This window comes from Cedecea neteri (genome assembly GCF_000757825.1).
GTDB classification, from domain to species: domain Bacteria; phylum Pseudomonadota; class Gammaproteobacteria; order Enterobacterales; family Enterobacteriaceae; genus Cedecea; species Cedecea selenatireducens.
Genome location: NZ_CP009451.1, coordinates 943557 through 968560, shown reverse-complemented (window position 1 = coordinate 968560; position 25004 = coordinate 943557). Strand labels below are relative to the sequence as shown.

Below are 25004 nucleotides of genomic sequence, written 5' to 3'. Positions count from 1 at the left end.
TTGCGTTAATCAGCATAATGCGGCCCGGCGTTAGCGGCTACAGGAAAAAGATGAAAGGGGGGATTTACCCCTGGCCTCCGGGCTCGAACATCGTCGGTTCAACCGGTTTGAGGCTGAACTGCCACCACAGCGCGGCAAGGGTAATACAGCCGATAATCCCGAGCATCGCCCAGGGCAACTCCGGCTGCTGCAGCGCTTTCCCCGCGTCAAACAGCCAGCCGCCGCCGGTATAGCCCAGCGCGCCGCCCAGCGACAGCCCTAAACGGCTGAACCCCATATAGCTGCCGCGCGCGCGGGCATCGGCCAGCGAGGCGCTCAGGGTTTCCCTGGCGGGCTCGGCAATAATCGAGCCGATATAGAAAGTACAAATCAGGGCAAAAAGCTGCTGTAAGCTCGAGGTAAGGCCAATAGGCATCAGGCTGACCGTCATCAGAACCAGCCCGGCCATGAGGCGTTGCTCAAGGCGGAAGCGCTTTTCGCTCCAGCGGGCGATAGGGTAGAGCAGCGTCAGCGAAAGCGCCGCTTCAATGGCGTACATCCATTTCACCGCCGATGCGGTACCTGCAATGTCGTTCACCATCAGCGGCAGCATTAGCATGACCTGCACCGCCAGCATGTAATAGCCGGTTAGCGTCAGCACATAGGTAATAAAGCGTTTGTCGCGGAATACGCGCCCCATGCCTTCACGCATTGGCGTGCGGATGGTCGAAAGCTTATAGGCAGGAAGCAGCCAGGCGTTAAGCGCTGCGCAAAGCACGAACATCACCGCACCCACGGCGCACACCAGGCGGAAATCATACTGCAGCAGCCAGCTCCCCAGCAGGGCGCCGATAACCGCGCCAGCGCTGTCCTGCATCATCAGTATCGAGAAGAAGCGGCCCCGGTGCTGAGGGCGAACCAGTTTGACGACCAGCGCCGAGCGGGGAGGGTCAAACAACGTCCCGCCGATGGCGGAGAGCAGGCACGAGAGCCACAGCATCCACGGTTCGGTAGCGATCCCCATGGTGGCAAACCCGGCGGCGCGCAGCAGCATGCCGGTGACGATCATCGGTTTAGCACCGAGCCTGTCGGCAATAGCGCCGCCAAAGACGCCCAGCCCCTGCTGGATAAACTGACGCAGACCCAGGGCAATCCCGACCATCAATGCGGCCCAGCCTAACTGGTCAACGAAGCGGATGGAAATCAAAGGGAAGACAACGAAAAAGCCCAATACCACTAACATGTTATCAAGCAGCAGGAAATATTTACCCAGGCTCCTTGCCTGCGCCACCCGCGACATCTCCCCTCCAGGGAACTTAATTAAACGTGACAGAGACTTATTCTCGCCTGCCGTCCGAGCTTTTGACACAAGGTGCAGGACAATATTTTTTTATCGTGCAACGAGTTTGATTTAACTCTTTAATCGAAAAAAATGATGTTGCTTCATGTTGTTGTTTTCACTCGGCGGGCAGGCACAGGTATAGTAATAAGATGAGCCCCGAGAAGCGGGATGAAGGAGTGGGATAAACATGTTTGGCTACCGCAATAATGCACCGAAAGTTCGCCTGGTGACCGACAGACTGGTGGTGCGTCTGGTTTATGAGCGAGATGCCTGGCGTATGGCGGATTACTACACCGAAAATCGTCAATTTCTGAAGCCCTGGGAACCCATTCGGGATGAAAGCTACTGTTATCCGTCAGGCTGGCAGGCAAGGCTTGGCATGATCAATGAAATGCACAAGCAGGGCAGCGCGTATTACTTTGCGCTGCTCGATCCGGAAGAAAAAGAAGTCATCGGTGTGGCTAACTTTTCCAACGTTGTGCGCGGCTCGTTCCATGCCTGCTACCTCGGTTACTCCATCGCCGAAAAATGGCAGGGGCAGGGGTTAATGCATGAGGCGCTGACCAGCGCTATTCGCTATATGCAACGTAGCCAGAACGTGCACCGCATTATGGCCAACTATATGCCGCATAATCAGCGAAGCGGTGACCTGCTGACGCGTCTGGGCTTTGAGAAAGAAGGCTACGCCAAGGATTATTTGCTGATTGACGGCGTGTGGCGGGACCACGTTCTGACCGCGCTCGTCAATAAAGACTGGACCCCAGGTCGTGGAGTTTAAAAATGAAATATCAGTTAACGGCGGTTGAAGCCCGCGTGATTGGCAGCCTGTTGGAAAAGCAAATCACTACGCCAGAGCAGTATCCCATGTCGGTCAACGGCGTCGTCACCGCCTGCAACCAGAAAACCAACCGTGAACCGGTGATGGAGCTGAAAGAGCACGACGTCCAGGACACGCTGGATGTGTTGCTGAAAAATCATTATCTGCGCACCGTGAGCGGGTTTGGCAACCGCGTGACCAAATACGAACAACGCTTTTGCAATTCAGAGTTTGGTAATTTGAAGCTGAACCCGGCGGAAGTGGCGGTTATCACCACTTTGCTGCTGCGGGGCGCGCAAACGCCGGGTGAGCTGCGCAGCCGTGCCGGGAGAATGTTTGAGTTCACCGATATGGCCCAGGTAGAAGCCACGCTGGAAGGGCTTGCAGGCCGTGATGACGGGCCGTTTGTTGTGCGTCTGCCTCGCGAGCCGGGGAAGCGTGAAAGCCGTTATATGCATCTCTTTAGCGGGGAGGTCGATGCTTCTGCGATGGCGGAGCAAAACGTAAGTCCGGTTTCAGACTCGCTCCATGCGAGAGTGGACGCGCTGGAGGCTGAAGTTGCCGAACTAAAACAGCGGCTGGATTCCCTGCTCGCGCATCTGGGAGATTAACGATGACGAAATTACGCGTTGGCGTGGTGGGGCTGGGCGGTATCGCGCAGAAAGCCTGGCTGCCGGTTCTTGGCGCATCCAACGACTGGTCGCTGGTGGGGGCATTTTCGCCGACCAAAGCAAAAGCATTGCCGGTGTGTGAAACCTGGCGCATTCCTTATATCGACTCGCTGAGCAACCTGGCAGCCCGGTGCGATGCCGTGTTTGTGCATAGCGCCACCAGTTCGCATTTTGCGGTGGTAAGCGAGCTGCTCAACGCCGGCGTTAACGTCTGCGTGGATAAACCTTTAGCGGAAAACCTGGCCGATGCCGAGCGGCTGGTGGAGCTTGCCGCACGTAAAAAACTTACCCTGATGGTGGGCTTTAACCGCCGTTTTGCCCCGCGCTATCAGCAATTAAAAGAAAAGCTGTCCGCAGGGGCGGCGTCCCTTCGCATGGATAAACATCGCAGCGACAGCGTTGGCCCGAACGATCTGCGCTTCACCCTGCTGGATGACTATCTCCACGTGGTGGATACCGCGCTGTGGCTTGGGGGCGGAAATGCCCAGCTGCAAAGCGGGACGCTGCAGACCAACGAGCTGGGGCAGATGCTGTATGCCGAGCACCATTTCAGCCTGGGCAATCTGACGATAACGACCAGCATGCATCGCCGGGCCGGGAGCCAGCGCGAGTGGGTTCAGGCGGTGACGGACGGCGGGCTGTATGAAGTCACCGACATGCGCCAGTGGCAGGAGGAGCGTGGGGCAGGGATAGTCGAACAGCCGATTCCGGGCTGGCAAACAACGCTGGAACAGCGCGGTTTTGCAGGCTGCGCCCGTCACTTTATCGACTGCGTGGCGAATCAGACGGTTCCGGAAACCTCCGGCGAGCAGGCCCTGCTGGCGCAGCGCGTCGTGGACAAGCTCTGGCGCGAGGCGATTAACGAATAAGCTGTAACATATCACGGTAGCAATTCGGCCCCGTATCGGTAGACTATGCCGACTTGTCATCATCCATGTACGCCTGCATTGCAGGCGTTCATGTTTGTGGAATAACAGAATAAATGAACCTATTAAAATCGCTGGCGGCCGTCAGCTCGATGACCATGTTTTCACGTGTGCTTGGCTTTGCGCGCGACGCTATTGTGGCGAGGGTATTTGGGGCAGGAATGGCGACGGACGCCTTCTTCGTGGCGTTTAAGCTGCCGAACCTGCTGCGCCGTATCTTTGCCGAGGGCGCTTTCTCTCAGGCGTTTGTGCCGATTCTTGCCGAATACAAGAGTAAACAGGGTGAAGACGCTACCCGCGTGTTTGTCTCCTACGTCTCGGGACTTTTGACCCTGGCGCTGGCGCTGGTCACCGTACTCGGCATGCTCGCCGCGCCGTGGGTTATTCTGGTTACCGCCCCGGGCTTTGCCGACACCGCGGATAAATTCGCGCTGACCTCAAGCCTGCTGCGTATCACCTTCCCGTATATTTTGCTGATTTCGCTGGCGTCGCTGGTGGGGGCCATCCTGAATACCTGGAACCGTTTCTCGGTCCCGGCGTTTGCCCCGACTTTCCTCAACCTCAGTATGATTGGCTTTGCGCTGTTTGCTGCCCCGCACTTTAACCCGCCGATTCTGGCGCTGGCCTGGGCGGTAACGGTGGGCGGCGTGTTGCAGTTGGCCTACCAGCTGCCGCACCTGAAGAAAATCGGCATGCTTGTACTGCCGCGCATCAGCTTTAAAGATGCCGGTGCGATGCGGGTTATCAAGCAGATGGGGCCGGCGATTCTTGGCGTTTCCGTCAGCCAGATTTCGCTGATCATCAATACCATTTTTGCCTCTTTCCTGGTGTCCGGCTCGGTCTCCTGGATGTATTATGCCGACCGCCTGATGGAGTTCCCTTCTGGGGTGCTGGGCGTGGCGTTAGGCACAATTTTGCTGCCGTCGCTGGCGAAGAGCTTTGCCACCGGCAACCACGATGAATACTCGCGCCTGATGGACTGGGGCCTGCGCCTTTGTTTCCTGCTGGCGCTGCCGAGCGCCGTGGCGCTGGGTATCCTGGCCAAACCGCTGACCGTGTCTTTGTTCCAGTACGGCAAATTCTCTGCTTTTGATGCCCTGATGACCCAGCGCGCGCTGGTCGCGTACTCCGTCGGCCTGATGGGGCTTATCGTGGTGAAAGTGCTGGCGCCGGGCTTCTATTCCCGCCAGGACATTAAAACGCCGGTGAAGATAGCCATCGTGACGCTGATTTTAACCCAGCTGATGAACCTGGTGTTTATCGGCCCGCTGAAACACGCCGGGCTTTCGCTGTCGATTGGTCTGGGGGCCTGTATTAACGCCTCGCTGCTTTACTGGCAGCTGCGTAAACAGGATATCTTCAAGCCGCAGGCGGGCTGGGCGCCGTTCCTACTGCGCCTGGTGGCAGCGGTGGTGGTGATGTCCGCGGTGCTGGTTGGGCTGATGTACGTCATGCCTGCCTGGGATTTAGGCAATATGCCTTATCGACTGCTGCGGCTGATGGCGGTTGTCGTGGCGGGCGTGGTCGCCTATTTTGCGACGTTGCTGCTGCTGGGCTTCAGGCTGAAAGATTTCGCCCGCCGCACGCTTTGATTTTTTCTGGGTGGATGACGCTTTCGTCAGGTCACCCTATTCTTTATATGTTGAAAGGTTAATTAGGTGAAAGAGCGATGAGAGGAATAATCACAACCTGGTTCGAAGACAAAGGCTTCGGATTTATCAAAGATGAAAACGGCGAGAACCGTTACTTCCATGTGATTAAAGTCGCCAATCCGGAGCTTATCAAAAAGGATGCGTCGGTGACCTTCGAGCCGGGAACCAATAACAAAGGGCTGTCGGCCTTTGCCGTGAAGGTTGAGCCGGAGAGCAAGCATCTCTTTATCGCCGGCGAGCGGCTTAAAATCACCTCGATCAAATCTTACGTGGTGTACAGCGAAGAGCAGCCGGCAGACGGCAAGATCGATAAAGAAAACGCGGTGTTGTCGGTTGGCCTGCTGATGAACAGTATTCGCCCGAAGGCTGAGAAAAAAGAGGGTGAAATGCGTACGGTGAAAAAACTGGCCGTCACCACGTTCCAAGGCGAAACGCATCTCTTCTCAGAAGATGAGATTGATATTGAGGCTACGGTAAAAGTCTTGAAATCGCTGAAATAAACAATCTGCTGGTCAAGGAGAGCGTTGACCAGCAGTTTTCATCTGGTGGGAAAATCAGATAGTGATTTTTTTACCGCCGCGGTTGCCCTGCGACGTTGCCTGCCCGTCGGCACCATAGAAGTCCGGCGCCTGATGCGGTTTTAACACGGCAATAGCCTGCTCATTGCGGGCCATCTGATCTTCCAGTAACCAACCGTTGTGCTGGTTAATGTCCCGCAAATGCAGGGTTTTTTGCGTAATCGTCTGCCAGCGCTGGCTGACGTCCAGGCTGGTGACCGCCCCGGCATTTTGCTCCGCACGACGCTGCTGCTCCAGGTAGTCCAGCGTAGCCAGCAGCGAGCTTTTATCTTCAGTTATACGTTGCAGCGCATTGCTGTTTATCTGGCCTGCGGAAAGCTGCAGCTGTTCAGCGTCCATCACCTCTTTCAGTGAATTCAGCACTGCGGTCATTTGGTCCAACACTTCTAACAGACGACTCACCGTTAATTACTCGACAAATAGCTTTGGGCTTCCTGGATCAGCGCATCGGCGATCTTGCCGGTATCCATCTTCAGGTCGCCGTTACGAATAGCCGTCTTCAGCGCTTCAACGCGTTCCATGTTGATATCGCCGCTGCCTGGCTGCATCAGTTTAGCCTGCGCATCGCTTAACTTTACGCTGGTGCTGTTGGCGGTTGCGGATTTTTCCAGACGGCTTTTCAGCGTCTGTGGATCGCTGGTTTCACGCGGTTGTACGGTGCTTACCGGTTTCAGTGGCGACGTGCGATCAATGCTCATTGTTCTCTCCTCATCGAGGGGCTCGCGGCGTAAGAGCCAGTCAGTATTATTAATTGATAGTACTATCGGCAGTCGCCGCGGAATCTTTAAAAAGATTATAGATTAATCAGAATATTCCCATCAGCATCAACCTTCCCGCTTACCACCTGCCCTGAAGACATACGAACGCGGGCATTTTGTGCCACCGCGGCGTTGTTCAGCGCTTTACCTTCACCGTTGACGCTAAAGCCCTCGCCGGAGGCAATCACCTGAACCTGCTGGCCGGCTTTTACCCGCCAGGCCTGGCGCACCATCGACTGAATAACCGGCTGCCCGGGGGCAATGTCCCGCAGTGACACCGCCTCGGTGGCCTGGTCGAGACTCATCATAGTTCTTGGGGGGAGTTGGTCAAGGCGGCCCCGTTTTAACTCTACGCTGCCGGGGTCGATTCTTGCGCCGCGCGCGATTGCCCGACTGGCGACGACGTAATCGCCCGTGGCAATGACCTGAACCTGGATAAAGCGTTTGTCGCTGCCGCAGCGTGCCATGACGCTCACGTTGCCCCACAGTTTTGCATTTCCCGGCGTTGAGAATTCGGGCTGAGGGCAGGCGGGAAGCTGGCCGTCTGGCGTTTTCACGTTGACGCTGACGTCATCGCTGATCCCCGCCAGCCGCTGCTGGAAATACTGGGTCAGCGGCAGATCGAGCGTACCCGCCAGGGCCAGTTGGCTGACCAGCAAACTGGCTACACCGCTGCAGATTTTCAGGCTTATCATCGCGCTTCTCCGTTCTCAGGTTGCGGTGATTTTAACCGTGAGTCGTTTTGATCAAGGCGACAAATAGCGACGTATTTTGCGCTTATTCCACCCATCGCGTACGCGTAAGGCGCTTTAAGCTTTCGGACGATTCCTAATTCTATGGACCATGGAGGAAGCATGCTCGATAAACTGGACGCCGCACTGCGATTTCAGCAGGAAGCGCTTAATTTGCGTGCCCAGCGTCAAGAGATCCTGGCCGCGAATATCGCCAATGCCGACACGCCGGGCTTTCAGGCGCGCGATATCGACTTTGCCAGTGAAATGAAAAAAGTGATGGAGCGCGGACGCGTTGAAGGGGGCGGCATGTCGCTTGCGCTGACTTCGGCTCGCCATATTCCGGCCCAGACCCACTCCACTCCGTCGCTCGATCTCCTCTACCGCGTACCTGACCAGCCTGCAATGGACGGCAACACCGTCGATATGGACCGCGAACGTACGCAGTTTGCCGATAACAGCCTGAATTACCAAACAAACCTGACGGTGCTTGGCGGGCAAATCAAAAGCATGATGTCGGTGCTACAGGGATAATCGATGGCCTTACTCAATATTTTCGACATCGCCGGTTCGGCTATGACCGCCCAGTCCAAGCGCATGAACGTGGCGGCAAGTAACCTCGCCAACGCCGACAGCGTGACCGGGCCAGACGGCCAGCCTTACCGCGCAAAACAGGTCGTTTTTCAGGTGGACGCAGCACCTGGTGCAGCGACCGGTGGCGTTAAAGTGACCAAAGTGGTGGAGAGCGATGCGCCGGATAAGCTGGTTTTCCAGCCGGGCAACCCGCTCGCAGACGCGCGCGGCTACGTGCGTATGCCTAACGTAGACGTGGTCGGCGAGATGGTGAACAGCATGTCTGCCTCCCGCAGCTACCAGGCCAACGTCGAGGTGCTCAACACCGTGAAGGGCATGATGATGAAAACGCTCACTCTCGGTCAGTAACAGGAGCCTATATGTCCCTTGCAGTCAAAATGAACGATCCGACTAACAATGTTGATCCTACGGCTGGCGCATCCAAAAACAGCCTGACGGGCAACAGCGCGGCAGACCTGCAGGGGAGCTTCTTGACCCTGCTGGTGGCGCAGTTAAAAAACCAGGATCCGACCAACCCAATGCAGAACAACGAACTGACCACGCAGCTGGCGCAGATCAGTACCGTGAGCGGCATCGAAAAACTCAACACCACGCTGGGTTCTGTCTCCGGCCAGCTGAACCAGAACCAGTCTCTGCAGGCGAGCGCCCTGATTGGTCACGGCGTCATGATCCCCGGCAACAAAGTGCTGGCAGGCACGGACTCCAAAACCAACACCATCAGCACCACGCCGTTTGGCGTTGAGCTGCAGCAGGCGGCGGATAAAGTCACCGCGACGATCTCTGATAAGGACGGCAAAGTGGTCCGCACCATCGAGATTGGCGGCCTGAGCGCCGGGGTTCACACCTTTACCTGGGACGGCAGCGCCAACGACGGCACTAACGTGCCGGACGGCTCTTATACCGTAGCAATCAATGCTACCAACGGCGGGACGCAGCTGGTGGCTCAGCCGCTGAACTTCGCCATGGTGAACGGCGTTATCAACGGCAAAGATGGCGCGAAGCTGGATCTCGGAACCTACGGTTCCACGACCCTTGATGCAATCAGGCAAATTATTTAAGCCTATAACCTTAGCAGGAGTAAGACATGGCGTTTTCTCAAGCGGTCAGCGGCTTAAATGCTGCGGCCACCAACCTGGACGTGATTGGTAACAACATTGCCAACTCCGCCACCTACGGTTTTAAATCCGGCTCGGTCTCTTTTGCCGACATGTTTGCAGGCTCTAAAGTGGGCCTGGGCGTTAAAGTTGCGGGCGTGACCCAGAACTTTGGCGACGGTACAACCACCAGCACCGGCCGTGGCCTGGACGTGGCGATCAGCCAGAACGGTTTCTTCCGCCTGGTCGACAGCTCCGGCTCCGTTTTTTACAGCCGTAACGGTCAGTTCAAGCTGGATGAAAACCGCAACCTGGTGAACATGCAGGGCCTGCAGCTGACCGGTTACCCGGCCACCGGCACCCCGCCAACCATTCAGCAGGGCGCAAACCCGGTAGGGCTGTCTGTGCCGAATACCCTGATGGCGGCAAAATCCACCACCACGGCGTCCCAGCAGATCAACCTCAACTCTACCGACAAACTGCCAGCCACTACGCCGTTTGATCCGACCAAAGCGGATAGCTACAACAAGAAGGGCACGGTAACCGTCTATGACAGCCAGGGTAACGCCCACGGCATGGACATTTACTACGTGAAGAGCGCGGATAATACCTGGGCAGTTTATACCAAGGATTCCTCTGTTGCGGGTTCAACGGCAACTCCTGCAGGGTTTATGCGTTTCGACAATAACGGCAACCTGCAGGGTATTACTGCCAACGCCGCCGACCCGATTCCAAACCCGAACACGCTGCCAACCAGCATCAACGTGACGACCGGCGTGACCAACGGCGCAACGCCTGCCAGCTTCGCGCTGAGCTTCCAGAACTCCATGCAGCAGAACACCGGCGCGAACAACATCGTTGCCACCCTGCAGAACGGTTATAAGCCGGGTGACCTGGTTTCTTACCAGATTAACGATGATGGCACCGTGGTCGGCAACTACTCCAACGAGCAGAACCAGCTCCTGGGGCAAATTGTGCTGTCCAACTTTGCTAACCCTGAAGGTTTGCAGTCTCAGGGCGATAACGTCTGGACCGCGAGCAACTCCTCCGGCGTTGCGCTGCTGGGCCTCGCGGGCACCGGTAACTTCGGGACGCTGACCAGCGGTGCGCTGGAGTCTTCGAACGTGGATCTGAGTAAAGAACTGGTGAACATGATCGTCGCGCAGCGTAACTATCAGTCGAACGCGCAGACCATCAAAACCCAGGACCAGATCCTCAACACCCTGGTTAACCTGCGCTAAGCGCCTGAAGGGACGGCTTAATGGATCATGCAATCTACACCGCCATGGGCGCTGCCAGCCAAACGCTGAATCAACAGTCAGTCACGGCGAGCAACCTGGCGAACGCTTCGACTCCGGGCTTCCGCGCGCAGCTTAACGCTTTGCGTGCGGTTCCGGTTGAAGGGCTTTCTCTGCCAACCCGTACCCTCGTCATTGCCTCAACGCCAGGGGCAGATATGACGCCGGGTCAAATGGACTACACCTCGCGCCCGATGGACGTTGCTTTACAGCAGGATGGCTGGCTGGCGGTGCAGACGCAGGAGGGCGGGGAAGCCTATACCCGCAACGGTAACATTCAGGTAAGCCCTGCCGGTCAGCTGACCATCGGCGGCCGGCCTGTTATCGGCGACGGTGGCCCTATCGCGGTGCCGGAAGGCTCGCAGGTGACCATTGCCGCGGATGGAACCATCTCCGCGCTGAACCCCGGCGACCCACCGAATACCGTGTCACCGATTGGCCGACTGAAGCTGGTGAAAGCCACGCAGCAGGAAGTGGTGCGCGGCGATGACGGACTTTTCCGTTTAAACGCCACCGCCCAGGCTACACGCGGTGCGGTACTGCAGGCGGACCCTACCATTAAGGTGATGTCCGGCGTACTGGAAGGCAGCAACGTCAAACCGGCGGAAGCGATGGCGGACATGATAGCCAACGCCCGTCGTTTTGAGATGCAGATGAAAGTTATCTCGAACGTTGATGACAATGAACAGCGCGCTAACACGCTGCTGCAAATGACCTAACGTCCGGCTCACTTATTACAGGATTCAACCATGATCAGTTCTTTATGGATTGCCAAAACGGGTCTTGATGCACAGCAAACCAATATGGATGTGATTGCCAACAACCTGGCAAACGTCTCCACCAACGGTTTCAAGCGTCAACGCGCCGTGTTTGAAGATTTGCTTTACCAAACCATTCGTCAGCCGGGCGCCCAGTCTTCTGAGCAAACAACGCTGCCGTCAGGTTTGCAGATTGGTACCGGCGTTCGCCCGGTCGCAACCGAGCGTCTGCACAGCCAGGGCAACCTGTCTAAAACGGACAACAGCAAGGACGTGGCGATTAAAGGCGAAGGCTTCTTCCAGGTCTTACTCCCGGACGGCACCTCTGCTTACACCCGCGATGGTTCTTTCCAGGTTGACCAGAACGGCCAGCTGGTAACGGCGGGCGGTTTCCAGGTTCAGCCGGCGATAACCGTGCCGGCAAACGCCCTGAGCCTGACTATCGGCCGTGACGGCGTGGTGAGCGCAACCTTGCAGGGGCAGGCCGCTCCGGTGCAGGTTGGCCAGCTTAACCTGACGACCTTTATGAACGATACCGGCCTGGAAAGTATCGGTGAGAACCTTTACACCGAAACCCAGGCATCCGGTGCGCCAAACGATTCCACGCCGGGATTGAACGGCGCAGGTTTGCTGTATCAGGGCTACGTTGAGACCTCAAACGTCAACGTTGCTGAAGAACTGGTGAACATGATCCAGGTTCAGCGCGCTTACGAAATCAACAGCAAAGCGGTCTCCACGACCGACCAGATGCTGCAAAAACTGACGCAAATGTAAGGCGTGCCGGCGCGTGAAAGCGCGCCGGCTGCCGTGACCTGAAGATGAAAGCAATGCAAAACCCAATGGTGCTCCGTCCTGTTGTCCTGAGTCTGGTGTTTGCCGTAAGCGGCTGCGCCCTTGTGCCTACTAAACCGCTGGTTGAAGGTGCGACTACCGCCCAGCCGGTGCCTGGCCCTGCGCCAGCGATCAACGGGTCAATTTTCCAGACCGCACAGCCGATGAACTACGGCTATCAGCCGCTGTTTGAAGACCGTCGCCCGCGTAATATCGGCGACACCTTAACCATCCAGCTTCAGGAAAATGTTAGCGCCAGTAAAAGTTCTTCGGCGAATGCCAGCCGCGACGGCAAATCGGCCCTTGGCTTTGATACCGTGCCGACCTTCGCCGCAGGGCTATTGGGGAATGGGAAAGCTGACCTGAATGCCTCTGGCAGCAATGGCTTTAACGGCAAAGGCGGCGCCAATGCCAGCAACACCTTTAGCGGCACCCTGACGGTGACCGTCGACCAGGTGCTGGCGAACGGTAACCTGCACGTCGTGGGTGAGAAACAGATAGCCATCAACCAGGGAACCGAATTTATCCGCTTCTCTGGCGTAGTGAACCCGCGCACCATCAGCGGCAGCAACACCGTTGCGTCGACCCAGGTGGCGGATGCCCGAATTGAGTATGTCGGTAACGGCTACATTAATGAAGCGCAGAACATGGGCTGGCTGCAGCGCTTCTTCCTTAACGTATCGCCGATGTAAGCGAGGGGTACCATGGTTAAATATTTATTTGGGTTGGTTGTGCTGCTGGTAACGGCGTATGCATCAGCTGACCGTATCCGCGACCTGACGACCGTGCAGGGCGTGCGTGAAAACTCCCTGATAGGCTACGGCCTGGTTGTCGGGCTCGACGGCACCGGTGACCAGACGACGCAAACGCCGTTCACCACCCAAAGCCTGAACAACATGCTTTCCCAGCTGGGCATCACCGTGCCGACCGGCACCAATATGCAGTTGAAAAACGTGGCGGCGGTTATGGTGACCGCCAAATATCCGGCGTTCGCGCGGGCGGGGCAGAACATCGACGTTGTCGTTTCCTCAATGGGTAACGCCAAGAGCCTGCGCGGCGGTACGCTGTTAATGACCCCGCTTAAGGGCGTTGATAACCAGGTTTATGCCCTGGCGCAGGGTAACGTGCTGGTCGGCGGCGCGGGCGCTGCCGCAGGCGGCAGCAGCGTGCAGGTGAACCAGCTTAACGGCGGGCGTATCACCGGCGGCGCGGTCGTCGAGCGCGAGCTGGCCGGTACCTTTGGCAATGGCAATACCCTTAATCTGCAGCTTAACGACGATGACTTCAGCCTCGCGCAGCAGATTACCGACACCATTAACCGTTCACGCGGCTTTGGCAGCGCCACGGCGCTGGACGGCCGTACCATTCAAATTCGCGTGCCAAGCGGCGGCAGCTCGCAGGTTCGCCTGCTGGCGGATATCCAGAACCTTGAGGTCAACATGCCGGTTCAGGATGCCCGCGTGGTAATTAACTCCCGTACGGGCTCGGTCGTCATGAACCGTGAAGTGACGCTGGATAACTGCGCCGTCGCGCAGGGAAATCTGTCCGTCACGGTGAACCGTCAAAACCAGGTCAGCCAGCCTAATACGCCATTTGGCGGCGGTCAGACCGTAGTAACGCCGCAAACGCAGATCGATCTGCGTCAGAGCGGTGGCTCGGTACAGCGCGTGAATTCCAGCGCCAACCTGAACAATGTCGTCCGCGCGCTGAACGCGCTGGGTGCCACGCCAATCGATCTGATGTCTATCCTGCAATCAATGCAAAGCGCGGGCTGCCTGCGTGCGAAACTGGAAATCATCTGATGCTTACTGATGCCCGTTCACTTGCCAATGCCGCTTTTGACGCTAACTCGCTGAATGATTTAAAGGCGAAGGCCGGACAGGATCCGAAAGGGCACCTGAAAGAGGTGGCTCATCAGGTGGAGGGCATGTTCGTGCAGATGATGCTGAAAAGCATGCGTGAGGCGCTGCCGAAAGACGGAATTTTCAGCAGCGAATCCACCCGTATGTACACCAGCATGTATGACCAGCAGATTGCCCAGCAGCTTAGCGCGAAAGGGCTGGGGCTGGCGGATGCGATGGTCAAACAAATGGGCGGTGAGCAGGCCGATCCGTCCGAGACGGCGGGCCAGATCCCAATGAAGCTCGATCCGCAAACCGTTACCAGCTATCAAAATCAGACGTTGACGCAGATGGTGCGTCAGGCCGTGCCGCGCGCGCCTTCAAACGAAGAGCCGATGAGCGGAGACAGCAAAGACTTCCTGGCGCAGCTCTCGCTGCCGGCTCGTCTGGCGAGTGAGGCGAGCGGGATCCCTCATCACCTGATACTGGCGCAGGCCGCGCTGGAGTCCGGCTGGGGGCAGAGGCAAATCCGTACCGAAAAAGGCGAGCCTAGCTTTAACCTGTTTGGCGTTAAAGCGACGCCGGGCTGGAAAGGGGCGACCACCGAAATCACCACCACCGAGTTTGAAAACGGTGAGGCGAAGAAGGTCAAAGCGAAGTTCCGCGTTTACAGCTCGTACCTTGAAGCGCTTTCGGACTACGTTGGCCTGCTGACGAAAAACCCGCGCTACGCTGCCGTGACGAACGCAGCTTCCGCAGAGCAGGGCGCTCAGGCGCTGCAAAACGCCGGTTACGCCACGGATCCTAATTACGCCCGTAAGCTGACCGGCATGATCCAGCAGCTGAAATCAATGAGCGACAAGGTTTCCAAAGCCTACAGCACCGATTTGTCAAATTTGTTCTGAAGAGACTCAAGTCTCGTGGCCTGCTGCCGATAATAAACAGCAGAACCTTTGACCACACGCTATGAAGGAACCTTCATGTCCAATAGCCTGATTAACAGCGCCATGAGCGGCCTGAGTGCTGCCCAGGCAGCATTAAGCACCGTCGGCAACAATATTTCTAACTATAACGTAAACGGTTATACCCGCCAGACGACGATTTTGTCCCAGTCAAAAAGCACCCTGACCGGGGGCGGCTATGTGGGCAATGGCGTGTATGTTAACGGCATACAGCGTGAATATGACTCGTTTATCACCAACCAGCTGCGCGCGGCACAAACGCAAAGCAGCGGGCTGACGACGCAGTACCAGCAGATGTCAAAAATTGACAACATCCTGTCCGGGACGACTAACTCGTTGTCCAAAACCATGCAGGATTTCTTCTCTGGCCTGCAGACGCTGACCAGTAATGCTCAGGATCCGGCGGCACGTCAGGCTCTGCTGGGTAAAGCGGATGGCCTGGTAAACCAGTTTAAGGTGACCGACCAGTATCTGCGCGATCAGGATAAGCAGGTCAACCTGTCTATCACCAGCAGCGTTGACCAAATCAACACCTACGCCAAACAGATTGCCAACCTGAATGATCAGATTTCGCGCCTGAAGGGCGTGGGCGCGGGTTCAGCGCCGAATGACCTGCTGGATCAGCGCGATCAGCTTGTCAGCCAGCTCAACCAAATCGTCGGCGTTGAAGTCAGCGTGCAGGATGGCGGCACCTATAACGTGTCTATCGGCAATGGCCTGACGCTGGTGCAGGGCGATACCGCTAACCAGCTGGCCGCGGTTAACTCCAGCGCGGATCCCTCCCGCACGACCGTTGCGTTTGTCGATCCTGTCGCCGGCAAGGTTGAAATTCCGGAAAGCCAGCTGAACTCCGGCTCACTTGGCGGCCTGTTTACCTTCCGTTCTCAGGACCTGGACAGCGCGCGTAACCGTCTCGGCCAGATGGCACAGGCTTTTGCGGCGGCCATGAACGGCCAGCATACCCAGGGTTATGATGCTAACGGAGACAAAGGCACCAACCTGTTCACGATTGGCGGCCCAACCGTACTGAGCAACAGCCGTAATACCAGCGGTACGCAACTGACGGCGTCCATCACCGACAGCAAGCAGGTACAGGCCAGCGATTATAAGGTTGAGTTCGTGAGCGGTAGCTGGAAAGTGACCCGCCTGTCTGACAATGCCAATATCAATCCGGGCACCACCACGGACGCAGGCGGCAACGTAAGCCTGAACTTTGACGGGCTGAAAGTTGGCGTGAGCGGCACGCCTGCCAACAATGAAAGCTTTACCGTAAAACCGGTTTCCGATGCCGTGGTGAACATGAACCTGGCCATCAAAGACGAAGCTAAGCTGGCGCTGGCAAGCGATCCTGCCTCGGGCAAGAGCGATAACCGTAATGCTCAGGCGATGCTTGATCTGCAAAACTCGAAGCAGATTGAAGGCAATAAGACCTTCAATGACGCCTACGCTACCCTGGTCAGCGACGTGGGGAATAAAACGGCCAGCCTGAAGGTCACCAGCACCACTCAGGGCAACGTGGTTACGCAGCTAACGAAGCAGCAGCAGTCTATCTCGGGCGTTAACCTCGACGAAGAGTACGGCAACCTGCAGCGTTATCAGCAGTACTACATGGCCAACGCCCAGGTCCTCCAGACTGCGTCAACGCTGTTTGATGCCTTGCTGAATATTCGTTAACGGGAGCCAGCGTCATGCGTATCAGTACCCAAATGTTGTATGACCAGAACATGCGCGGCATTAGCGACTCGCAGAGTTTATGGTTGAGCTATGGCGAGCAGATGAGCACCGGTAACCGAGTGAACCGCCCGTCGGACGATCCGATCGCGGCTTCTCAGGCGGTAGTGCTTTCCCAGGCGCAGTCCATGAATGACCAGTACAAACTGGCGAGGACGTTTGCGACTCAGAAGGTCTCCCTGGAAGAGAGCGTGCTTCAGCAAACGGTCTCTTCAATACAAAGCGCGCAGGAAAAGATTGTTTATGCCGCAAACAGCGGGACGTTGAGTGATGACGATCGGGCGTCTTTGGCAACCGATCTCGAAGGTATACGCAATCAAATCTTAAACCTGGCTAACAGTACTGACGGCAACGGTCGCTATATTTTTGCCGGTTATAAAACCGAGGCTGCACCGTTTGCCGGGGCGGCGGGGAGCGTGACCTACAACGGCGGGACTATCCCGATTACCCAGCAGGTTGACTCAGCTCGTACTATGACTATCGGTCATACCGGCGATGAAGTCTTTAACCATATCTCCAGTAACGCGACGCCTGAACCTGATGGTTCACCGAGCGAGACCAATATCTTCAACATGTTGGACTCTGCTATCAAGGCGCTGAAAACGCCGACAGCCGGGCTGGATGATGCGGGTAAAAAAGCCCTTGATGCCGTTGTCGCCAAAACAAACCGTGGCCTGGGGAATGCCCTGAGCAATGTGTCGACCGTGCGTGCGGAGTTAGGTACCCAGCTGAATGAGCTCAGCAAGCTGGATGATTTAGGCAGTGAGCGAGCGCTGGCGCAGACCGATCAGATGAGTCAACTGGTGGGCGCAGACTGGACCGCAACCGTGTCTAACTATGTGCAGCAGCAGGCCGCCTTACAGGCCTCTTATAAAGTATTCACCGATATGCAAGGCATGTCGCTTTTCCAGTTGAATAGTCGATAGGCTTTACCGTTTTGGGCGCGTTATGAAACTGAACGCGCTTTATATGCCCGCTTCCGCACCCCGGAGCGGGCTTTTTTTTAGCGAAAATTCACCAGCCGCACACTTCGTGTTCGTCTTCCGTGTCGTAGGCGCGCACGGTATTTACCAGGTCTTTCACGACTTCGGCGGCCACGTCCGGGATGAGCAGCGTCATGGGGGATTCGGTCTCGTAGTCGACCGAAACGCCGTTGCTGTTGTTGGTCACGCTGACGGTATACGTTGCCTTGCCCATTACGCGTTCCTCTGGCTGTTCACTACTTTACCCAGGCCGGTACCTTCCAGCTTCGCATCAGGCGCGGCAAAGAAGTCGATATTGAAATAAGTATCATCGGTCAAAAGCTCAATACGATGCCATTTTTGCGGCGGAGAGATAGCAAAGGCTCCGGCTTCAATCACGATTTCCACGTCGGGAACCGTGGCATCCGCATCCGGGAAACCAAAGTATTTCACCGCACCCTGCATCACCGAAAGTCGACCAAAAACGCCGGCTTTAGTGTTGTGATGGGTGAACAGCGCGGCAGGTGCCGTCTCTTTGGTCCAGAACGGCGTTGCACGGGTATGCAGATACGTTTGGGGGATGGTCAGCATAATAAGATTCCTTCTGTCGCTACAGTGAACGGAGAACTTCCGGGGCCACAAAAAAGTCGATGTTGAATACCGCATCCTCGGTTATCAGTTCGAGGTGGTGCCATTTCTCCGGCGGGAAAACGCCGAAGTGGCCGGCTTCAATTATCAGTTCTGTTTCCGGCTCGGGCGTGGTCTCATCGGCATAGCCCAGATAGCGAACTTTACCGCGCATGACGGTCAGGCGCGGATAGACGCCCTGACGGGTGCCTTTGTCCAGATGACGTTGAAAAAGACCTGCCGGAGCAGACTCTTTATCCCAGAAAGGGGACGAGCGGGTGTGAATGCAGTTGGCGGGGATCGGGAGCATGGTGTTTCTCCTCAACAAGTTCCGCAGGTATTACATCATACAAATTGGCGTGGCGTTTATCATAATGTGCATTTCAAATGCATCTTTAGTGGGTAGATAGCTACCACGTTATAAGTACTGAATTAAGGGCAAAAAAAAGCCGGTCAGTTGACCGGCTTAGTATGCTGCGCGGAAGTTAGTCCGCTTTGCCTGGGCGTGTCGCTGGCGCAGTAGCCTGCTGGCTCGCGCTGTGGCCGCCGGCAGAACCTCTACCGCTGAACTCGAAGGACGGGCGAACCCATTCGCTATTGCGAGGTGCTTCAGGGGTGTATACCGGAGCCGGAGCTCGGGTCATAGGCGCCGTAGCGTGCTTAACGGCGACTGCTGCTTCGGTTTTAACCGCCTGTTTCACCGGCTCTGCTTCTACCGCAGGTGCCGCTTCAACCACAGGTTTCACTTCTTCAACCACGGGCTTCACTTCTTCAACCACTGCGACCGGCGCTTCTGCTGCCGCTGGCGCTTCTTCAGCAACCGGAGCAGGTTCGCTAACTTCAGCTGCCTGCGAAACCGCCTGGGCAGCTTCTTCCTGGACAGGTTCAGCTTGTGCAACGGTTTCTTCGGCGACGGCTTCATCCGCAGCGGCAATCAGCTGTGGCTGTTCGGTAACAGGCGCATCGATGACTTCCGGATGCGTTGTTTCAACCGCGACTGGCGCAACAACGGTCTCTTCTGCTTTCACAGGCTCACTAACCTGCACGTCGGCGACAGGGGCTACGGCTTCAATGGCCGCGGCCTCAGCAACGTTGGTGTGCTGAACTTCTTCGTGAGACTGGAATACTTCTTCCTGAGCAACCTGATCGTGTGGACGAGCAATCGGGTAGGTGATGAACACTTTACCAGACGCCAGCTCCGGAGATGCGCAGGCGGTTGCTAACGGCATTGGAGATACCGCCGGGTAACGCTCGTCACGGTAACGACGACGACGCTGCCCGCTCACACGCAGGTGACGTGGAGAACGGCGTGAACGACGCGGCATGCCGGTAGTTTCACGGTTTTCTGCGTTTTCATCCTGCTGCTCTGCGGCCACTGGTGCTTCGACTACAGCTGGAAGCGCGATAGTTGCCAGCTCGGTGCTCGCCTGAGCAACCTGAGTTTCTTCAACAGCAGGAGCGTCGGCAGATTCAAAGCGAACTTTTTGGCTCAGCTGGCGCGGCTTACGGCGCTGCATCAGCGGGGAACGCTCTTCCTGCTCGGCTTCTTGCTCAACAACATTAGTGTCCTGCTGCAGCGCTTTCACTTCCTGCTGAGCCTGACGTTTTTCATCAGAACGACGACGATTACGCTCACGACGCGGCTGCTGCTCGTCACGGGACTTCTGCTGTTTTTCAGCATCGTCTACGACAGTAGCAACGTTCTGGCGAACTTCACGGGATTCCGTATTCTGCTGCTGACCGTTACGGCGGTTACGGCGGTTGTCGTCACGACCCTCACGCGGCTCGCGAGCTTCACGGCCTTCACCGTTGCGGTCATCGCGGTTATTACGATTGTCACGGTTATCGCGATCGCGGTTGTTGCGGTCACCGCGCTCATTACGATCGCCACGATCGCGGCGATTGTTCTGACGGCGGTTATTGTTGCGACGATCCTGACGTTGGGTATCAGATTCAGTCGCTTTTTCTTCCTTCACTTCTTTCACTTCGGCCACGGCGCTGTCGCCGGCGAAGAGTTTTTTCAGTGCAGAGAAGAAACGACTAACCAGACCAGGCTGCTCGGCTACGTTAGCTTTTGGCTTCACAGCGGCTGGCTTAACGGCCGTTACTGCAGTTTCAACCGCGGCGGTTTCCTGCGGCGCAGGCGGCACTTCTGGCATCACGAAGGTCGCCAGAGCCGGTTGCTCAGGACGCTTACGTTCGATGTATTCTTCCTCAGAAGGCATCGCCATCTCTTCTTCATGCAGCTTAGGCAGCATGTAGCTCAGAGTCTGGGTTTCTTCGCCCTTACGCACGCGCAGTACGGAGTAATGTGGCGTTTCCATCTGATCGTTTGGCACGATAATCGCGCGCACGCCGCCCTGGCGTTTTTCAATCGCGCTTACCGCATCACGTTTTTCGTTCAGCAGGTAAGAGGCAATCGGCACAGGCACGATAGCGTGAACTTCTTTGGTGTTCTCCTTCAGCGCTTCTTCTTCGATCAGGCGCAGAATGGAGAGCGACAGGGATTCGTTGTCACGTACGGTGCCGGTACCGCTACAGCGAGGGCACACGTGGTGACTGGACTCGCCAAGAGACGGGCTCAGGCGCTGACGTGACATTTCCAGCAGGCCAAAGCGTGAGATGTGGCTGATCTGGATACGTGCTCTGTCCTGACGCACAGCTTCACGCAGACGGTTTTCAACCGCGCGCTGGTGGCGAACCGGCGTCATGTCGATGAAGTCGATAACAATCAGGCCGCCGAGGTCGCGCAGGCGCAGCTGACGGGCAATTTCATCGGCCGCTTCAAGGTTAGTGTTGAAGGCGGTTTCTTCGATATCGCCGCCGCGGGTTGCTCGCGCGGAGTTGATGTCGATGGCGGTCAGGGCTTCGGTGGTATCAATGACGATAGAACCACCGGACGGCAGACGGACTTCGCGCTGGAAGGCGGACTCAATCTGCGACTCAATCTGATAGTGGCTGAACAGCGGGATTTCACCGGTGTAGAGCTTAATTTTGCTGCTGAAATCCGGGCGACCCAGCGCGGCAATGTGCTGGCGAGCCAGCTCAAGCACTTTCGGGTTATCGATCAGGATTTCGCCGATGTCCTGGCGCAGGTAGTCGCGGAAGGCGCGAACGATAACGTTGCTTTCCTGGTGAATCAGGAAAGGAGCAGGGCGGTTTTCAGCGGCTTTCTGGATAGCTTCCCAGTGCTTCAGGCGGAAACTCAGATCCCACTGCAGCGCTTCTGCAGATTTACCCACGCCTGCGGTACGTACTATAAGGCCCATACCGTCCGGCAGTTCAAGGGAAGAAAGCGCTTCTTTTAATTCGGTACGGTCATCCCCTTCGATACGACGTGAAATGCCGCCGGCGCGAGGGTTGTTTGGCATCAGAACCAGATAGCTACCCGCAAGGCTGATAAAGGTCGTTAAGGCCGCACCTTTATTACCACGCTCTTCTTTATCAATCTGGACTATGACTTCCTGACCTTCGCGCAGAACGTCTTTGATGTTCGGACGGCCGTGGGAAGCGTAATTCGAAGGGAAGTATTCGCGGGCGATTTCTTTCAGAGGAAGGAAGCCGTGTCTTTCTGCGCCATAATCAACAAACGCCGCTTCCAGACTTGGTTCAATACGGGTGATTTTGCCTTTATAGATGTTTGCTTTTTTCTGTTCGTGTCCCGGGCTTTCAATGTCCAGATCGTACAGACGCTGCCCATCTACAAGGGCGACACGCAACTCTTCTTGCTGAGTTGCGTTAATTAACATTCTTTTCATCGTAACTTACTCATTATTCTTACATTGGCGACAGAGCTGCGGGCATGGTGACGCTAACCGGGAGTGAACCGATGGCCTCGTGACTAAACGCGTAGTCGCCAACCTCACGGTTGTCGCTTGCTGAGAGGCGCAAAGTGTCGGTTGCCTGTATTTCATACGGAAATACAGCGCAATTATCGTGGGAATAACCTTAGAATGTTTCTTAAGAGTTGATTCCATTTTACCGGTCAGGCTGCAACCCGCAGCCCGCTAACTGCCTGAAAGTACAATACGTCTTACGCCATTGCTGCGTGGATGAACGTTCAGGCAAAATTGGTATTCCGCAAACTTTCTTGTTCTAACAAGATTCAACACGGAAAACCGCAACATTATTCCACTGCTAACCTTGTTATAGCAAGATGACTTTTGCTATTAGCGCCCTGTTTCTTACAGTTTTTTAACCGCTATTTTAACCTTGCGACAAAGAGCATGAAAAAAGGCGGTCTGGACGGTTTAAAACAGAACAGATTGTCAGTTAAGCACATAAAAATGAGTGGCGCTATGCGCGTGGGCTATTTAGAATCGCCGACCATGAAAACAGAGACTCCATCAGTAAAAATCGTTGCAATTTCGGCCGACGAGGCCGGGCAGCGTATCGACAACTTTTTGCTTGCCCGCCTGAAAGGTGTGCCAAAAAGCATGATTTATCGCATCGTGCGTAAAGGCGAGGTGCGGGTGAATAAAAAGCGCATCAAGCCTGAGTACAAACTGGAAGCCGGGGATGAGGTTCGCATCCCGCCGGTGCGTGTTGCCGAGCGTGAAGAAGAGGCCGTTTCTCCGCATCTGCAAAAAGTCGCCGCGCTGAGCGATGTCATTCTTTATGAAGACGACCACATTCTGGTGCTCAATAAACCTTCCGGTACGGCGGTACACGGCGGCAGCGGCCTGAGCTTTGGCGTGATTGAAGGGTTACGTGCCCTGCGCCCGGAAGCCCGCTTCCTTGAGCTGGTTCACCGCCTTGACCGTGACACGTCCGGCGTTCTGCTGGTGGCAAAAAAGCGCTCTGCGCTGCGCTCCCTTCATGAGCAACTTCGTGAGAAGGGGATGCAGAAGGATTATCTGGCGCTGGTACGCGGCCAGTGGCAGTCGCACGTGAAAGTTGTTCAGGCACCGCTGCTGAAGAATATTCTGCAAAGCGGGGAGCGTATCGTCAGGGTCAACAGCGAAGGCAAGCCGTCGGAAACGCGCTTTAAGGTCGAAGAGCGTTATGAATTCGCTACCCTGGTGCGCTGCAGTCCGGTCACCGGGCGTACTCACCAAATTCGCGTGCATACTCTGCACGCCGGGCATCCTATCGCATTTGACGATCGCTATGGCGACCGGGAATTTGACAAGCAGCTTGCGGGCACCGGGTTAAATCGCCTGTTCCTGCATGCCGCCGCGCTAAAGTTTACCCACCCGAACACCGGGGAGGTTATCCGTATCGAAGCGCCGCTGGACAATAATCTCAAGCGCTGCCTGCAGGTTTTACGCAACGCTAAGTAACGCCGATTAATGAAAAGCGCTCCACATTGCCGGAGCGTTTTTTTTAGGCCAGCAGCGGGTTACAGTCTTCGTTGCGTAGCATCTCGCAAAGGCTGATTAGCGGTAGCCCAACCAGGGTATTCGGATCTTTCCCTTCCAGCCGCTCAAACAGCGTGATGCCCAATCCTTCACTTTTAAAGCTCCCGGCACAGTTCAGCGGCTGCTCCTTTTGCACATAGCGGCGAATTTCTTCCTCGGTTAAATGACGGAAATGAACGTCAAAGGGCTCACACAGCGTTTGTAGCTGCCCGTTGGCTGAGTTATACAGCGCCAGTCCGGTATAAAAAGTCACGATGGTTCCCCGTGCCAGCATTAATTGCCGTACGGCATTTTCTTCGCTGTGCGGCTTTCCGGCTATTTGGTTATTCAATACGCAGACCTGATCGGAGCCAATAATAAGGTGATGAGGGTAGCGTTCTTTTAACGCCTGAGCTTTGGCCTGGGCGAGGCGGGTTACTAAATGGCGCGCATCTTCGCCCTGATGAGGCGTCTCATCGACCTCCGGTGCTGCAGTGATAAAAGGGATGCCGAGTTTTTCAAGCAGGCTGCGGCGAAAGGGGGAGGTTGAGGCCAGAACAATAGGTTTCATATTTTTTTCATTAAAGATAGCGAATTGGTTAAAGGCATTTTAAACTGTGCCACCGCAATGTGTGCGAATATACCCGTCATATTTTAAGCCGCAGAGGCGTTACCAGCGCTCGCTTACCCGAGCCGGGTGCCTGTCTGCAACTTAAACTATTTAGGGTAGAAATGGCAAAAGGCGCTGTTTCCAGGCCTTTTTCTTTGACTCTATGACGTTACAAAGTTAATATGCGCGCCCTATGCAAAAGGTAAAATTACCCCTGACTCTTGATCCGGTTCGTACGGCTCAAAAACGCCTTGATTACGAAGGAGTATATGCTTCCGATCAGGTTGAGCGTATCGCCGAGTCTGTAGTCAGTGTGGACACTGATGTAGAATGCTCCATGAGATTCGCTATCGATAACCAGCGCCTCGCGGTCTTGACCGGCGATGCAAAGGTCACGGTAACGCTCGAATGCCAGCGTTGCGGGAAACCGTTTGTGCATCATGTTCACACCACGTATTGTTTCAGTCCGGTCCGCTCTGACGAACAGGCTGAAGCACTCCCGGAAGCGTATGAGCCGATTGAGGTTAACGAATTCGGTGAAATCGATCTGCGGGCGCTGGTGGAAGATGAAGTTATCCTCTGCCTGCCTGTGGTTCCGGTGCATGATTCTGAACACTGTGAAGTGTCCGAGGCGGACATGGTCTTTGGCGAACTGCCTCCAGAGGCGGAAAAACCAAACCCATTTGCCGTATTAGCCAGTTTAAAGCGTAAGTAATTGAGGAGTAAGGTCCATGGCCGTACAACAGAATAAACCAACCCGTTCCAAACGTGGCATGCGTCGTTCCCATGACGCGCTGACCACCGCCACCCTGTCCGTGGACAAAGTTTCTGGTGAAACTCATCTGCGTCACCACATCACTGCCGACGGTTTCTACCGCGGCCGCAAGGTTATCGTCAAGTAAT

General features: G+C 56.0%; 28 protein-coding genes. 19 read left to right on the top strand and 9 right to left on the bottom strand.

What is annotated here, in order from left to right:
- Positions 1-64: 64 nt before the first annotated feature.
- Positions 65-1279, bottom strand: coding sequence for a multidrug efflux MFS transporter MdtH (gene mdtH / locus JT31_RS04310; protein WP_038473725.1), 1215 nt, complete (start codon positions 1277-1279; stop codon positions 65-67).
- Between the two features lie 229 nt (positions 1280-1508).
- Between mdtH and rimJ the strand changes: the two genes are divergently transcribed.
- The 5 genes from rimJ (at position 1509) to JT31_RS04285 (ending at position 5887) form a co-directional block, all read left to right on the top strand.
- Complete coding sequence (gene rimJ / locus JT31_RS04305; protein WP_038473722.1) at positions 1509-2099, top strand: ribosomal protein S5-alanine N-acetyltransferase; 591 nt, start codon at positions 1509-1511, stop codon at positions 2097-2099.
- A 2-nt stretch (positions 2100-2101) separates the two neighbouring features.
- Positions 2102-2749: a YceH family protein gene (locus JT31_RS04300; protein ID WP_038473719.1), complete on the top strand. Its 648-nt coding sequence runs from the start codon at positions 2102-2104 to the stop codon at positions 2747-2749.
- Between the two features lie 2 nt (positions 2750-2751).
- Positions 2752-3678, top strand: coding sequence for a Gfo/Idh/MocA family protein (locus JT31_RS04295; RefSeq protein WP_038473716.1), 927 nt, complete (start codon positions 2752-2754; stop codon positions 3676-3678).
- A gap of 113 nt (positions 3679-3791) precedes the next feature.
- Positions 3792-5327: a murein biosynthesis integral membrane protein MurJ gene (murJ, locus tag JT31_RS04290; RefSeq protein WP_038473714.1), complete on the top strand. Its 1536-nt coding sequence runs from the start codon at positions 3792-3794 to the stop codon at positions 5325-5327.
- Between the two features lie 77 nt (positions 5328-5404).
- Entirely contained in the window at positions 5405-5887 is a 483-nt protein-coding gene (locus JT31_RS04285; protein WP_038473712.1) for a cold-shock protein, read from the top strand.
- Positions 5888-5941: 54 nt separating this feature from the next.
- On the opposite strand, the gene flgN is transcribed toward JT31_RS04285, so the two are convergent.
- The 3 genes from flgN to flgA form a co-directional block, all read right to left on the bottom strand.
- Complete coding sequence (flgN, locus tag JT31_RS04280) at positions 5942-6367, bottom strand: flagella biosynthesis chaperone FlgN (RefSeq protein WP_038473709.1); 426 nt, start codon at positions 6365-6367, stop codon at positions 5942-5944.
- 2 nt (positions 6368-6369) lie between these two features.
- On the bottom strand, positions 6370-6663 hold the full coding sequence (flgM, locus tag JT31_RS04275) for a flagellar biosynthesis anti-sigma factor FlgM (protein ID WP_038473707.1): 294 nt from the start codon (positions 6661-6663) through the stop codon (positions 6370-6372).
- Positions 6664-6758: 95 nt separating this feature from the next.
- A complete protein-coding gene (gene flgA / locus JT31_RS04270; protein WP_038473704.1) occupies positions 6759-7418 on the bottom strand; it encodes a flagellar basal body P-ring formation chaperone FlgA in 660 nt (219 codons plus the stop codon).
- A 159-nt stretch (positions 7419-7577) separates the two neighbouring features.
- On the opposite strand from flgA, the gene flgB reads away from it, so the two are divergent.
- From flgB to flgL, 11 genes are all read left to right on the top strand, one after another.
- A complete protein-coding gene (flgB, locus tag JT31_RS04265) occupies positions 7578-7988 on the top strand; it encodes a flagellar basal body rod protein FlgB (RefSeq protein ID WP_038473701.1) in 411 nt (136 codons plus the stop codon).
- A gap of 3 nt (positions 7989-7991) precedes the next feature.
- On the top strand, positions 7992-8396 hold the full coding sequence (gene flgC / locus JT31_RS04260) for a flagellar basal body rod protein FlgC (RefSeq protein ID WP_038473694.1): 405 nt from the start codon (positions 7992-7994) through the stop codon (positions 8394-8396).
- A gap of 11 nt (positions 8397-8407) precedes the next feature.
- Positions 8408-9106, top strand: coding sequence for a flagellar hook assembly protein FlgD (flgD, locus tag JT31_RS04255; RefSeq protein ID WP_038473689.1), 699 nt, complete (start codon positions 8408-8410; stop codon positions 9104-9106).
- 26 nt (positions 9107-9132) lie between these two features.
- Positions 9133-10383 (top strand): flagellar hook protein FlgE, encoded by a 1251-nt coding sequence (gene flgE, locus JT31_RS04250; protein ID WP_038473686.1) that lies wholly within the window; start codon positions 9133-9135, stop codon positions 10381-10383.
- Positions 10384-10403: 20 nt separating this feature from the next.
- Entirely contained in the window at positions 10404-11159 is a 756-nt protein-coding gene (locus tag JT31_RS04245; protein WP_038473683.1) for a flagellar basal body rod protein FlgF, read from the top strand.
- Between the two features lie 30 nt (positions 11160-11189).
- The gene (flgG, locus tag JT31_RS04240) at positions 11190-11972 is read left to right on the top strand and encodes a flagellar basal-body rod protein FlgG (RefSeq protein ID WP_038473679.1); all 783 of its coding nucleotides are present in this window, start codon (positions 11190-11192) and stop codon (positions 11970-11972) included.
- A 53-nt stretch (positions 11973-12025) separates the two neighbouring features.
- Entirely contained in the window at positions 12026-12721 is a 696-nt protein-coding gene (locus JT31_RS04235; RefSeq protein ID WP_144244084.1) for a flagellar basal body L-ring protein FlgH, read from the top strand.
- Positions 12722-12733: 12 nt separating this feature from the next.
- Entirely contained in the window at positions 12734-13831 is a 1098-nt protein-coding gene (locus JT31_RS04230; RefSeq protein ID WP_038473673.1) for a flagellar basal body P-ring protein FlgI, read from the top strand.
- Entirely contained in the window at positions 13831-14775 is a 945-nt protein-coding gene (gene flgJ / locus JT31_RS04225; protein ID WP_038473670.1) for a flagellar assembly peptidoglycan hydrolase FlgJ, read from the top strand. The genes JT31_RS04230 and flgJ overlap by 1 nt, the downstream gene beginning before the upstream one ends.
- Before the next feature lie 75 nt (positions 14776-14850).
- Positions 14851-16506 (top strand): flagellar hook-associated protein FlgK, encoded by a 1656-nt coding sequence (gene flgK / locus JT31_RS04220; protein WP_038473668.1) that lies wholly within the window; start codon positions 14851-14853, stop codon positions 16504-16506.
- 14 nt (positions 16507-16520) lie between these two features.
- Positions 16521-17489, top strand: coding sequence for a flagellar hook-associated protein FlgL (flgL, locus tag JT31_RS04215; protein ID WP_038473665.1), 969 nt, complete (start codon positions 16521-16523; stop codon positions 17487-17489).
- 88 nt (positions 17490-17577) lie between these two features.
- Here the strand turns inward: flgL and JT31_RS04210 are convergent, their stop codons facing one another.
- From JT31_RS04210 to rne, 4 genes are all read right to left on the bottom strand, one after another.
- Positions 17578-17760 (bottom strand): DUF1869 domain-containing protein, encoded by a 183-nt coding sequence (locus JT31_RS04210; RefSeq protein WP_038473663.1) that lies wholly within the window; start codon positions 17758-17760, stop codon positions 17578-17580.
- Positions 17760-18116: a DUF1971 domain-containing protein gene (locus JT31_RS04205; protein ID WP_038473660.1), complete on the bottom strand. Its 357-nt coding sequence runs from the start codon at positions 18114-18116 to the stop codon at positions 17760-17762. Before JT31_RS04205 ends, JT31_RS04210 begins: the two co-directional genes overlap by 1 nt.
- A 19-nt stretch (positions 18117-18135) precedes the next feature.
- Positions 18136-18462, bottom strand: a complete 327-nt coding sequence (locus tag JT31_RS04200; RefSeq protein ID WP_038473658.1) for a DUF1971 domain-containing protein — start codon at positions 18460-18462, stop codon at positions 18136-18138.
- A gap of 175 nt (positions 18463-18637) precedes the next feature.
- The gene (gene rne / locus JT31_RS04195; RefSeq protein WP_038473655.1) at positions 18638-21910 is read right to left on the bottom strand and encodes a ribonuclease E; all 3273 of its coding nucleotides are present in this window, start codon (positions 21908-21910) and stop codon (positions 18638-18640) included.
- Positions 21911-22480: 570 nt separating this feature from the next.
- Here rne and rluC point away from each other — a divergent pair.
- Positions 22481-23434 carry a 23S rRNA pseudouridine(955/2504/2580) synthase RluC gene (gene rluC, locus JT31_RS04190; protein WP_167549838.1) on the top strand — a complete coding sequence of 318 codons (954 nt, stop codon included), beginning with the start codon at positions 22481-22483 and terminating at the stop codon, positions 23432-23434.
- A gap of 43 nt (positions 23435-23477) precedes the next feature.
- Here rluC and JT31_RS04185 read toward each other — a convergent pair whose 3' ends face one another.
- Positions 23478-24062: a Maf family protein gene (locus JT31_RS04185; protein ID WP_038473652.1), complete on the bottom strand. Its 585-nt coding sequence runs from the start codon at positions 24060-24062 to the stop codon at positions 23478-23480.
- Between the two features lie 232 nt (positions 24063-24294).
- Between JT31_RS04185 and yceD the strand changes: the two genes are divergently transcribed.
- Together yceD and rpmF are read left to right on the top strand one after the other, a co-directional pair.
- Positions 24295-24816, top strand: a complete 522-nt coding sequence (gene yceD, locus JT31_RS04180) for a 23S rRNA accumulation protein YceD (protein ID WP_038473650.1) — start codon at positions 24295-24297, stop codon at positions 24814-24816.
- 16 nt (positions 24817-24832) lie between these two features.
- Positions 24833-25003, top strand: coding sequence for a 50S ribosomal protein L32 (gene rpmF, locus JT31_RS04175; RefSeq protein ID WP_038473647.1), 171 nt, complete (start codon positions 24833-24835; stop codon positions 25001-25003).
- The last annotated feature ends 1 nt before the right edge of the window (position 25004 follow it).